This is a genomic window from Salinibacter altiplanensis, from assembly GCF_002894645.1.
In the GTDB taxonomy this organism is placed as follows: domain Bacteria; phylum Bacteroidota; class Rhodothermia; order Rhodothermales; family Salinibacteraceae; genus Salinibacter; species Salinibacter altiplanensis.
On record NZ_NCQY01000002.1, the window covers coordinates 279,616 to 292,130 of the forward strand.

At 60.9% G+C, this 12,515-nt stretch carries 11 protein-coding genes and 1 tRNA gene; all 12 read left to right on the forward strand.

What is annotated here, in order from left to right; genetic code table 11:
* Positions 1–70: 70 nt before the first annotated feature.
* The 12 genes from rpsL (at position 71) to rpoB (ending at position 12,442) form a co-directional block, all read left to right on the forward strand.
* Positions 71–445, forward strand: a complete 375-nt coding sequence (rpsL, locus tag B7R93_RS01280; protein WP_103019201.1) for a 30S ribosomal protein S12 — start codon at positions 71–73, stop codon at positions 443–445.
* Positions 446–492: 47 nt separating this feature from the next.
* Positions 493–966 carry a 30S ribosomal protein S7 gene (rpsG, locus tag B7R93_RS01285; RefSeq protein WP_103019032.1) on the forward strand — a complete coding sequence of 158 codons (474 nt, stop codon included), beginning with the start codon at positions 493–495 and terminating at the stop codon, positions 964–966.
* A 73-nt stretch (positions 967–1,039) separates the two neighbouring features.
* Positions 1,040–3,160, forward strand: coding sequence for an elongation factor G (fusA, locus tag B7R93_RS01290; RefSeq protein WP_103019033.1), 2,121 nt, complete (start codon positions 1,040–1,042; stop codon positions 3,158–3,160).
* A gap of 88 nt (positions 3,161–3,248) precedes the next feature.
* Positions 3,249–4,439 carry an elongation factor Tu gene (gene tuf, locus B7R93_RS01295; protein WP_103019034.1) on the forward strand — a complete coding sequence of 397 codons (1,191 nt, stop codon included), beginning with the start codon at positions 3,249–3,251 and terminating at the stop codon, positions 4,437–4,439.
* Positions 4,440–4,522: 83 nt separating this feature from the next.
* Positions 4,523–4,598, forward strand: a tRNA-Trp gene (locus B7R93_RS01300).
* Positions 4,599–4,709: 111 nt separating this feature from the next.
* Positions 4,710–4,895, forward strand: coding sequence for a preprotein translocase subunit SecE (secE, locus tag B7R93_RS01305; protein WP_103019035.1), 186 nt, complete (start codon positions 4,710–4,712; stop codon positions 4,893–4,895).
* Positions 4,896–4,945: 50 nt separating this feature from the next.
* Positions 4,946–5,503: a transcription termination/antitermination protein NusG gene (gene nusG / locus B7R93_RS01310; protein ID WP_103019036.1), complete on the forward strand. Its 558-nt coding sequence runs from the start codon at positions 4,946–4,948 to the stop codon at positions 5,501–5,503.
* A gap of 117 nt (positions 5,504–5,620) precedes the next feature.
* Entirely contained in the window at positions 5,621–6,061 is a 441-nt protein-coding gene (rplK, locus tag B7R93_RS01315) for a 50S ribosomal protein L11 (RefSeq protein ID WP_103019037.1), read from the forward strand.
* A 120-nt stretch (positions 6,062–6,181) separates the two neighbouring features.
* Entirely contained in the window at positions 6,182–6,895 is a 714-nt protein-coding gene (rplA, locus tag B7R93_RS01320; RefSeq protein WP_103019038.1) for a 50S ribosomal protein L1, read from the forward strand.
* Between the two features lie 51 nt (positions 6,896–6,946).
* A complete protein-coding gene (gene rplJ, locus B7R93_RS01325) occupies positions 6,947–7,480 on the forward strand; it encodes a 50S ribosomal protein L10 (RefSeq protein ID WP_103019039.1) in 534 nt (177 codons plus the stop codon).
* 136 nt (positions 7,481–7,616) lie between these two features.
* Entirely contained in the window at positions 7,617–8,000 is a 384-nt protein-coding gene (gene rplL / locus B7R93_RS01330) for a 50S ribosomal protein L7/L12 (protein WP_103019040.1), read from the forward strand.
* Between the two features lie 578 nt (positions 8,001–8,578).
* Positions 8,579–12,442: a DNA-directed RNA polymerase subunit beta gene (gene rpoB / locus B7R93_RS01335; RefSeq protein WP_232797893.1), complete on the forward strand. Its 3,864-nt coding sequence runs from the start codon at positions 8,579–8,581 to the stop codon at positions 12,440–12,442.
* Positions 12,443–12,515 lie beyond the last annotated feature (73 nt).

Genomic DNA, 12,515 nt, shown 5'->3' on the forward strand with positions numbered 1-12,515 from the left:
AGAAAGCACACGGGTACGTGCAGACAACGACGTCCCTTCGACATCGTCCCGACAAACGACCGACACCGACGTGCCGACGACCCAGCAGTTGATCCGAAAAGGGCGAAAGTCTGAAGAGGAAACAAGCGATGCCCCTGCGTTGGAGGGAAGTCCGCAGCGCCGTGGGGTGTGCATGAGAGTGTACACAACCACCCCGAAGAAGCCGAACTCGGCTCTTCGGAAGGTGACGCGTGTGCGGCTGACCAACGGGAATGAGGTCACCGCGTACATACCGGGGGAGGGGCACAACCTTCAGGAGCACTCCATCGTGCTCGTTCGCGGGGGGCGTGTGAAGGACCTTCCGGGTGTGAAGTATCACGTCGTGCGAGGGGCCCTCGATACGGCTGGCGTAGAGGAGCGTCGGCAGGGCCGCTCGAAGTACGGCACGAAGAAGCCGCGTGACTAGCGCGCCGCTCCACTGAACCCTGTTCTTGACGACAGCCAGTTTTTCCTATGTCACGAAATGAGGCCCCCGAGCAGCGCACAACCCAGCCGGATCCCGTGTACCGGGATGACATGGTCTCCCGGTTCGTCAACGCGATCATGCGAGACGGCAAGAAGAGCCTTGCCCGCCGCATCGTGTACGATACGTTTGACGTAATCGAGGAGCGTACGGGAGAAGAGGAAGGGCTGGAAGTGTTTAAGAAAGCGGTCAATAACGCCGCGCCTCTCGTGGAGGTGCGGAGCCGCCGCGTGGGAGGGGCGACCTATCAGGTGCCCGCTGAGGTGCGTCCCGAGCGGCGCATCACGCTGGCCTTTCGCTGGATCATCCAGTATGCCCGGGCCCGGAATGAGAAGAGCATGGTGAATCGTCTCGCGAGCGAGCTGGTTGATGCTGCTCGCGGTGAAGGCGGTGCTGTGAAGAAGAAAGACGATACGCACCGCATGGCCGAGTCCAACAAGGCCTTTGCTCACTTCCAGTTCTAGACTTTCTGGACGGACGGGGCCGTCTCCCGGTCTGTGCTGAGCGTTCAAGTACCTCACTTTGAGATTTATACCCATGGCTACGCAGAAAAACGAGAGCTTCCCGCTGGAAAAGACCCGAAATATCGGCATCATGGCGCACATCGATGCCGGGAAGACCACCCTTACGGAGCGGGTTCTTTTCTACACCGGTCGCCTGCACCGCATGGGAGAGGTGCACGACGGGGCAGCGACCATGGACTTCATGGAGCAGGAGAAGGAGCGGGGGATCACCATTACCTCGGCGGCAACCACCTGCTACTGGGATGACCACCGGGTGAACATCATTGACACGCCGGGCCACGTGGACTTTACGGTGGAGGTGGAACGCTCTCTCCGCGTGCTCGACGGTGCAATCGCCCTGTTCTGCGCCGTTGGGGGTGTGGAGCCGCAGTCGGAGACGGTTTGGCGCCAGGCCGAAAAGTATGATGTGCCGCGGATCGGGTTCGTGAACAAGATGGACCGGACCGGCGCGGACTTCGAGAACGTGCTGGAAATGATGGAAGACCGCCTCAGTGCCAACCCGGTGCCGGTGCAGTATCCCATTGGCTCGGGGGACATGTTTCGGGGGATCATCGACCTCATCGAAGGCAAGGCCGTCATCTACGACGATGAGTCCCAGGGCATGCAGTGGGATGTCGTCGACATTCCGGATGACCTGAAGTCGGAGGCGGAGCACTGGCGCATCAATCTTCTGGAGAGCGTCGCGGAGTACGACGACGAGCTGCTCATGAAGTACCTTGATGAAGACCAGGAGGTGGAGCCGGATGAGCTGGACGCGGTGATCCGAAAGGCCACTCTCAATCGCGACATGACGCCAATGTTCTGCGGGTCTGCCCTCCAGAACACCGGTGTACAGCGTGTGCTCGACGGCGTCACGAACTACCTTCCGAGCCCAAACGATGTCCCGGCCATCACGGGGCACCATCCGCAAGACAAGGAGGAGGAGATCACTCGTCGTTCGAAGGAAGATGAGCCCTTCAGTGCGGTCGCGTTCAAGATTACGACGGACCCGTATGTAGGAAAGCTGACGTTCGTCCGCGTTTACAGCGGCACGCTGGAGTCTGGCTCCCGCGTCTACAGTCCCACTCGGGACGAGGACGAGCGCATCGGGCGCATGATGTTCATGCATGCCGACAGCCGAGAGGATGTGGACATGATCCGTGCCGGCGACATCGCTGCCGTGGTGGGCCCGAAAAACCTGAAGACCGGGGACACAATCTGTGACGCGGACGACCCGGTCGTGCTTGAGTCCATGGACTTTCCGGAGCCGGTGATCCGGATTGCGGTGGAGCCGAAGACGAAGGCGGACCGGGACAAGCTGACCAACGGTCTTACAAAGCTCGCCGAGGAAGACCCGACGTTCAATGTCCGCACCGACGAGGAGACCGGGCAGACCATTATTGCGGGGATGGGGGAGTTGCACCTTGAGATCATCATTGATCGGCTCAAGCAAGAGTTCAAGGTGGAGGCCAACGTGGGACAGCCCCAGGTGGCATACCGCGAGGCGCTCACTGAGACGATCAATGAGCATTATGTCCTGAAGAAGCAGACCGGGGGCCGCGGGCAGTTCGCGGAGGTCTACATGGACGTGGGTCCGATTCCGGAAGAAGAGGAGGAAGAGGCGGGTCTTGTTTTCAAGAATGAAATCAAGGGCGGGGTTATTCCGAAAGAGTTTATTCCGTCCGTTGAGCGTGGCATCGAGAGCGCCCTGGAAGATGGGCCGCTCGCTGGGTATCCGATCGAAGGGGTTTGGGTGCGTCTTTACGACGGGGATCACCACGAGGTCGACTCCGACCAGAACGCGTTCGAGATTGCCGGTCGGCTTGGCTTCCGCGAAGCTGCCCGTCACGCCAACCCGGTCCTTATGGAGCCGGTGATGGAGGTGGAGGTGATCACCCCCGACGATTACATGGGGGACATCATCGGAGACCTCAATGGCCGCCGCGGTCAGATTGGCCAGATGGGCCAGCGCAACGACGCGCAGGTGATCAACGCGAAGGTGCCGCTCTCGGAGATGTTCGGGTACTCGACGGACCTCCGCTCGCTGTCTCAGGGGCGGGCCATTTACACAATGCAGTTTGGAAGCTACGAGCCGGTTCCTGACGAAATTGCCTCCGACATCATGGACGAGCAGACCATGGGTGCGGCGGCCTAGTCCGCCCGCGCCGCGGGACGCCGGGTCCGCGTCTGCATTCTTTTCTGCTACACTCGAATCCACACGCACACACCGACCACACACCACCATGGCCAAGGAAGAGTTTGCGCGGGAGAAGCCGCATGTAAACGTAGGAACGATCGGGCACGTTGACCACGGGAAGACGACGCTTACGGCGGCGATCACGAAGGTACTGGCCGAGCGCGTTGGCGGGGCGGCGGAGCAGACCTTTGAGGCGATCGACAACGCGCCGGAGGAGCGGGAGCGCGGCATTACGATTGCGACGAGCCACGTCGAGTACGAGACGGAGAACCGGCACTACGCCCACGTCGACTGTCCGGGGCACGCGGACTACGTGAAGAACATGGTGACGGGGGCGGCGCAGATGGACGGGGCGATTTTGGTGGTCGGGAGCGACGACGGGCCGATGCCGCAGACGCGGGAGCACATTTTGCTGGCGCGTCAGGTGGGGGTGCCGTACCTGGTGGTGTTCATGAACAAGACCGATCTGGTCGACGACGCGGAGCTGTTGGAGCTGGTGGAGATGGAGGTGCGGGAGCTGCTGACCGAGTACGAGTTTCCCGGCGACGAGGTGCCGGTGGTGCGGGGAAGCGCGCTTCGGGCCCTCGAGAGCGACGAGGAGCACGAGGAGAACGTGATGGAGCTGATGGCGGCGGTTGACGAGTACATCCCGACGCCGGAGCGGGACGTGCAGAAGCCGTTTTTGATGCCGGTGGAGGATATTTTTTCGATCACGGGTCGGGGGACGGTGGTGACTGGTCGGATTGAGCGGGGCCGGGTGGAGCTGCAGGACGAGATTGAGATTGTCGGGATGCAGGAGGAGAAGATGGACTCGGTGGTGACCGGCATAGAGATGTTCAACAAGAGGTTGGAGGAGGGGGAGGCAGGGGACAACGCCGGGATACTGCTTCGGGGGATAGAGAAGGAGGAGGTCAAGCGAGGGATGGTGCTGTCCGAGCCGGGGACGGTGACGCCGCACCGGGAGTTTGAGTGTGAGGTGTACGTGCTTAGCAAGGAGGAGGGAGGGCGCCACACGCCGTTTTTCGACGGGTACCAGCCGCAGTTTTACTTTCGGACGACCGATGTGACGGGGAGTATTGAGCTGAAGGAGGGGGTAGAGATGGTGATGCCGGGGGACAACGCGACGTTTGAGGGGAGCTTGATCGAGCCGGTGGCCCTGGAGGAGGGCCTTCGGTTTGCGATCCGGGAGGGAGGACACACGGTGGGGGCCGGGGTGGTGACCGATATCCTGGACTAGGATTTATCCGGCGTCGGGGCTTCTGGGCCGTCTCCGGTGGGTTCGAAACGACCTGCCTGAATCTGTTGCCCCGTGCCGCACTTGCGGACGTAGCTCAACTGGGAGAGCAGCGGACTCCAAATCCGCCGGTTGGGGGTTCAAGTCCTCCCGTCCGTGCCATACTGCGGGCTACGCCTTTGCCCGTTTGGACTGGCTCCTTTTGTGTTGATGAGCTACCCCGACCAGCGAGTGCTTCCGCAGGCTACGGTCTGATCATCTGACTCTTTGCCCATGACCTGGATACGTGAGTACCTGAAAAACGTCGTCGCGGAAATGGAGAAGGTGAACTGGCCCGGCCGCGATGAACTGATCAGCAGCACACTGATCACAATTGTTGCCACGCTGATTGTCTCCGGCTTCATCTTTCTGGCCGATCAAGTTATCCAGAGGACCCTGGAGGTTCTCTATCGGGCGTAGTTTGGCACAGTGGGCCGCGCATCGACTGCTGTAGGCATTTGATATCTGTTATGGCTGAAGATACAGACACAGACACATGGTACGTGCTCCGCACGTTCTCGAACCATGAGAAGAAGGTGCGTCGGTACCTCGAAAGTGAGATTGATCGACTTGGGCTTGAGGACCAGGTCGAAGAGGTTCTGATTCCCACGGAGACGGTGTTCGAAATGAAGGGGGGGGAAAAGAAGACGAAGGAGAAAACGTTTTTTCCCGGGTACATCCTTCTCAACTGCACACTTACGTCCAGCCTCCAAGATCTCGCGGAGGATCTCCCCTCTGTTATTGGATTCTTGAGGACAGGGACAGGGGACGAGCCTACCCAGCTCCGAGAAGAAGAGATCAAGCGCATTCTTGGGAAGATGGATCGGGCGGAGGAGATGGGAGAACAGCCCGAGATGCCGTTCAAGGTGGGCGATCCGGTTAAGGTGGTCGACGGTCCCTTCGACAGCTTTAATGGCATTGTGGAAGACGTCTATCCCGACCAGATGAAGGTGAAGGTGATGGTGTCGATCTTCGGGCGGAAGACCCCTGTTGAGCTTGACTACCTGCAGGTTGAGCACGAAGAGTAAGAGTTCATCCCTCGCGACGGTGCCACTGGGGCCGTCGCACGTTCTCGTTTTTCCTGAACAAACCGGCGGAAGTTGTCCCGACTCGCATCGGGCAACGCCTGCACCGCCCATACGCACATGGCAGCACCAGTCGAACAAACGATTAAGCTCCAAATCAAGGGTGGACAAGCCAACCCTGCTCCGCCCATTGGGCCAGCCCTCGGGCAGCACGGCGTAAATATCATGGAGTTTTGCAAGGCATTCAACTCCCGCACGGAAGACCGGATGGGGACGCTCCTTCCGGTTGAGATTACGATTTACGCCGATCGCTCCTTTGACTTCATCGTCAAGAGCCCTCCGGCGTCCATTCTCCTGAAGCAGAAGGCCGACATTGAGACCGCGGCGGGCGACCCGCTCCGAGACGATGCCGGGACGGTCACCTGGGACGATTGCCTCGACATTGCCGATCAGAAGCTCCAGGACCTGAATGCACACACTGTGGAAAAGGGGGCCAGCATGGTGGCCGGTACGGCCCGGTCCATGGGCATCACTGTTGAGGGCAAGCCGGCCCACGAGTAGTCCCCCTCGTTTTTAGAGGCTCAAGTTCCCACCCCTGTACTCTCGTCGCATTCGTACTTCACGTGGGAGTCGTCTCGGCACCGATCGAGAAGACGTCTGCACCACACAACCGCACCCGTTATGGCAAATATTGAAGGCAAGCGATACCAAGACGCCAGTGAGCTCGTGGAGGACCAGAATGAGCCTGTGAGGCTCGAAAAAGCCGCGGAGCTGGCGAAAGGAACCGCCACCGCTAACTTTGACGAGTCGATTGATCTTGATCTTCGACTAGGGGTGGACCCGCAGCACGCCGACCAGATGGTCCGCGGGTCTATTACCCTTCCCAATGGGACTGGCCGTGAAGTCACGGTTCTCGTCCTGGCCAGCGAAGGCAAGCAGGAGGAGGCAGAAGAGGCCGGGGCCGACCATGTGGGACTTGACGAATATATTGAGCGCATTGAGGAGGAAAACTGGCTCGACTTCGATGTGGCAGTTGCCACGCCGGACGTCATGGGGCAGGTGGGGCAGCTCGGCCGCATTCTTGGCCCGCGCGGTCTCATGCCGAACCCGAAAAGCGGAACCGTCACGATGGATGTGGCCGACGTGGTCGAAGAGATCAAGGCCGGGAAGATTGAGTTCCGTGTCGATCAGAGCGGAAACCTGCACACACCCATCGGGAAGGCGTCCTTTTCCCCCGATGAGCTGTACGAAAATGCTCAGGCACTTCTCCGCGAGGTCATCCGTCTCCGGCCGGCCTCAGCGGGCGGGCTCTACTTGCGCTCGATCACGCTGTCGGCCACGATGGGACCGCCGGTGCGCGTGGAGCGGAGCTCTGTACTCAGTGAAGCCCGGTAGCCCAACTGTCCCTGGCCGTCGTCGCTGCATACCGATCAACCTGCCCATCCCATGTCGAAGAACCGAGCCGAGAAAGCCGAAATTATTGAACAGATTGGGGAGAAGCTCAACGAGTTCCCGATCATCTACCTGACCAACTTTGAGGGCCTCACTGTCGCCCAGTCCAACGACCTCCGGGGGCGCTTCCGCGAGGCAGGCGTCGACTATCAGGTTACGAAGAACACCCTCGCTCGCCTTGCCCTCGATCGTGTTGAGGGCAAAGACGCCCTCGACGAGTTTTTTTCGGGGCCTACGGCCATTGCCTTTAGCGAGGATCCGGCCAAGCCCGCTCGGGTGCTCCAAGACTTCTTGGAAGAGGAAGAGTTGGATCGCCCGGAGCTGAAGGTTGCCTGGATTGAGGGCGACCTGTACGACGATCCGGAGGCCCTCGACACCCTTGCGGAGCTCAAGTCGCGCGAGGAACTCATCGGAGAAATTATCGGACGACTGCAGGCACCGGCGCAAAACCTGGTGGGAGGCCTCCAGGGCCCGGGCCAGCGACTGTCTGGTCTTCTCCAGTCCCTTGCCGAAGAAGAGGAAGAGTAGCGGAGGTGGCATCCCGACCCCGCGACGGGGCTTGGACTGCCGGCCCCCCGACCATCCACATTCACCTTAATTCGCGGCGCAGCGCCGGTTGTGGTCGGTGCCCAGACCGCCGCAGGACAAACCCACTACCGAACCTATGGCTGACATCGAGGAACTTGCGGAACAGCTCGTCGGGCTTACCATCCAGGAAGCCAATGAGCTTGCGAATCATCTTGAGGAGGAGTATGACATTCAACCGGCCTCGGCGGGCGTTGCCGTGGCGGCCGACGGCGGAGGCGGCGCCGACGGAGAAGCCGAGGAGGACGAGCAAACGGAGTTCGATGTTGTGCTCACCGGCATTGGGGGCAACAAGATTCAGGTTATCAAGGAGGTGCGCTCCATCACGGGCATGGGCCTGAAGGAAGCCAAGTCGCTCGTGGACGAAGCGCCCAATCCGGTCAGCGAGGGCGTCTCTCGTGAAGAGGCCGACGACCTGAAGGCACAGGTTGAAGATGCCGGGGGCGAGGTTGAGCTCCAGTAGGCAACCCTTCCACACGGATGTGCCGGGACGGGGCAAAGATTAGCCTCGTCTCACTGGCGAGAAGCCCTCGCCCATGAAGGCCGATCCTGAACGATTCGGGGCCTGTCCCGAACGTATCCGGGATTGGCCTTTGGTTTCTCAGGGGAGCCCGTTCTCCAGACCGTTGAGGAGGTGCTTCCGAAACAACTATGTACTGACGACCGTTGGCATTATCCTGTTGACCCTGGGTCTAATAGACAAAGCCTCCTTCAACAGGGTCTCCTGCTCAGCAGGAGGCTGTATCTCATGCCGGAGGCCGTAATTCCGGCGGTCGCTCTCTCCACCCCTATCCCGGACCGGTGGTTTCTTGCACATGAGCCTGTTGGTTTCAGCGCGGAAGGAAACTGCGCTTCTCCAACGTCTCGGGAGAGACGCTAGCGAGGCCTTCATCGGCGGTCTGGTGGTTTTGGCCACCTGAGGTTGGACGCGACCTCCCCTCTATACCCCGAAGCCCCGCGCACAGCATCCACGCCCGTGCCGTCCGGCGTGCCAGGTGTTGTGCGAACGCAGTATACTCACGCGAGCGATTCCTACAGTCTATGCCGACCTTTTTAAACGGAGACATCACCACGCCCGGTCATATTGCGGAACCGGACCCGCGCGAGAGCTTCGCGGACATTCCGGCGGTGTGTGATTACCCGGACTTCCTAGACGTTCAGCTGAAGACATTCCACGACTTCGTGCAGGACGACGTGCCGCCTGCCGATCGAGAAAACGTGGGTCTCCAGGCCGTCTTTAATGAGCACTTTCCGATCGAAGACAACCGGGACCGGTACACTCTTGAGTTCGTCGAATACGAGCTTGACGCCCCGAAGCACACGGTTGAAGAGTGCATTGCGCAGGGCCTCACGTACTCGATTCCCCTGAAGGCTACACTCCGGCTGACGAGCAGAGAGGAGGAGGGGGGAGAAGAGGTGATCGAAGCGATCGAGCAAGAGGTCTACCTTGGGACGCTTCCGTTCATGACCGATCGCGGGACCTTCATCGTGAACGGGGCCGAACGGGTAATCGTCTCCCAGCTCCACCGCAGCCCGGGTGCCTTTTTCGACAAGGAGATTCACTCCAACGGCACTGAGCTCTTCAGCGCCCGCGTCATCCCGTTCCGTGGCTCGTGGATGGAGTTTTCCACAGATGTCCGTGACGTGCTCTGGTCGTACGTCGACCGAAAGAAAAAGGTGCCCGTCACCACACTGCTCCGCGCACTGGGCTTCTCCAGTGACGAAGAGATCGTGAGGATGTTTGATCTCGCCGATGCGGTGGACATTGATGACGGCGAAGAGTTTGAGGAGTATCTCGGCCGTGAGCTTGCGACGAGTGTCACGATCGAGAAGACGATCGAGATCGTCGACGAGGACACCGGTGAGGTGGTCAACGAAGAGATGGAGCGTGAGGTGCTGCTTCCCGCCGAGCATGAGCTGGAGGAGGACGACTGGGAGGACCTCGACGAGTACGACGTGAGTCGCCTCTACCTCGTGCGAGAAGACGTAGACGATGAGGCGCTTGACAAAAGCACGCTCGTGGAGACTCTCCAGAAGGATGCCTCCCACACGGAAGAGGAGGCCCTTGAGATCATCTACGAGAAGCTCCGGGGGAGCGAGGCCCCCGATCTCGATTCTGCCCGTGAGGCCCTTGAACGGCTCTTCTTCAATGAGGACCGGTACGACCTGGGCGACGTGGGGCGTCACCGCATGAACGCCCGGTTGGGCGTTGATGTGGATACTGATGAGAAGGTGCTCACGAAGGAGGATGTGGTCGGCATCGTCCGCGAGCTCATTCGGCTCCAGAACGGGGAGAGCACGGCCGACGACATTGACCACCTCAGCAACCGCCGCGTGAAGTCTGTCGGCGAGCAGCTCGGGTCGCAGTTTTCCCTGGGCCTGGCGCGCATGGCGCGCACCATCAAGGAGCGTATGAATCTTCGGGATGCCGACAAGTTTACGCCGAAGGACCTGGTGAACGCCCGGACCATTGAGAGCGTGATCAACACGTTCTTCGGGACCAACCAGCTCAGCCAGTTCATGGATCAGACCAACGCACTGGCGGAGATGACGCACAAGCGCCGGATGTCGGCGCTGGGGCCGGGCGGACTCACCCGAGAGCGGGCCGGGTTTGAGGTCCGGGATGTCCACCACACGCACTACGGGCGGCTCTGTCCCATCGAGACGCCCGAGGGCCCGAACATTGGCCTGATGCTGTCCCTTTGCGTCCACTCTACGATCAACGACTTCGGTTTCCTCGAAACCCCCTACCGTGTGGTAGAAGACGGCCAGGTGACCGAGCGGGTCGAATACCTTTCGGCCGAAGAGGAAGACCAGGCCACGGTGGCCCAGGCCAACGCGCCGATCAATGACGACGGAGTCTTCGAGCGTGATGAGGTGCGCTGCCGGGACCAGGGGGACTTTCCCATCGTGGAGCCGGAGAAGGTCGACTACATGGACGTGGCCCCGAACCAAATTATCTCGCCGTCGGCCAGCCTGGTGCCCTTTCTCTCCCACGACGACGCGAACCGGGCGCTCATGGGGGCCAACATGCAGCGCCAGGGCGTGCCGCTGCTACGGAGCGACTCCCCGATCGTGGGGACCGGCCTCGAGGGCCGTGTTGCGAAGGACTCCCGCTCCTGTGTAGTGGCCGAGGGCGAGGGCGTCGTCGAGTACGTAGACGCCGAGCGCCTCGTGGTGCGCTACGACAAGGAGCAGGACGAAACTGACCTCGCCTTTGGCGAACCGGTTCAAGAGTACGAGCTGACCAAGTTCCGCCGGACGAACCAGGGCACATGCATGAACCAGAAGCCCATCGTCCAGGAGGGCGACCGGGTCGAAGAGGGGGAAGTGCTTACCGACGGCTTCGCGATGGAAAAGGGGGAGCTGGCCCTCGGCAAGAACGTGCTTTGTGCCTTCATGCCCTGGCACGGATACAACTACGAGGATGCCATCGTCATCAGCGAGCGCCTGGTGGCCGACGACGTATACACTTCGGTTCACATCGAGGAGTTTGAGCACGAGGTACGCGATACGAAGCGTGGCGAAGAGGAGCTGACCCGCGAAATCCCGAACGTCAGCGAAGAGGCGACGAAGGACCTTGACGAGCGAGGGATTGTCCGCGTGGGGGCCGAGATTACCCCGGGGGACATTATCGTCGGCAAAATTACGCCGAAGGGCGAGACCGATCCGACGCCGGAAGAGAAGCTCCTCCGTGCCATCTTTGGCGACAAGGCGGGCGACGTGAAGGATGCGTCCCTGAATGCCAAGCCAGGCATGGAGGGAGGCGTTGTGATCGACACGAGGCTCTTCAGCCGCCGCGAGCTTGATCCGGCCTCCAAGAAGATGGAGGAGAAGCGCCTTGAGAACATCGAGAACGACCACGAGCGAAAGCTTGAAGACCTCAACGAGCGCCTCTGGGGGAAATTCTTCGCCCTGGTCGAGGATGAGACGAGTGCCGGGCTCGAAGACCGTGAGGGCGACGTGATCCTCACCGAGGGCGCAGGCTTCGACGAGGACGCCTTTGAGGAGGTCGACCCGTCCGACCTGAGCACCCGTGCCCAGTATACCGACGATGAGGAGCTGAACGACCAGATCAGTACCCTCCTCCGCAACTACAAGTCGCGCCGTCGCGACATCGAGGGCACGACCAAGCGCCAGAAGCACCAGGTGGAGATGGGGGACGAACTTCCCTCCGGTGTTGTACAAATGGCGAAGGTCTACGTGGCCCGGAAGAAGAAGATTGAGGTGGGCGACAAGATGGCCGGCCGCCACGGCAACAAGGGCGTGATCGCGAAGATCGCGCCGGTGGAGGACATGCCGTTCCTCGACGACGGCACGCCCGTGGACCTGGTTCTCAACCCACTTGGGGTGCCGTCCCGAATGAACCTGGGACAGATTTACGAAACCCTCCTCGGCTGGGCGGGCGACAAGCTTGGGGTGAAATACGCCACCCCAATCTTCGACGGCGCCTCGCTTGAGGACGTGGGCGACGAGTTGGAGAAGGCCGGCCTCCCCCGTGACGGAAAGGTGCAGCTCTACGACGGACGCACCGGCGAGCCGTTCGACGAGAAAACGACGGTGGGCCAGATCTACATGATGAAGCTGGAGCACCTCGTCGAGGACAAGATGCACGCCCGGTCCATCGGTCCGTACAGCCTGATTACGCAGCAGCCGCTGGGCGGAAAGGCTCAGTTCGGTGGACAGCGCCTTGGGGAGATGGAGGTCTGGGCCCTCTACGCCTACGGGGCCTCCAACACCCTGCAGGAGATGCTCACCTTCAAGTCCGACGACGTCGAAGGCCGCTCCGAGGCCTACGAGTCGATCGTAAAGGGAGAGAATCTGCCCTCGCCCGGCGTCCCCGAGAGCTTCAACGTGCTCGTCCGGGAGCTCCAGGGACTTGGCCTCGAGGTAACGCTCGACTAATTGCGGAGTGCGAAGTGCGAACCGGCGACTCGGTCTGCGGGCCGTGTTCGTCACTTCGTTCGCTCCCACCCTC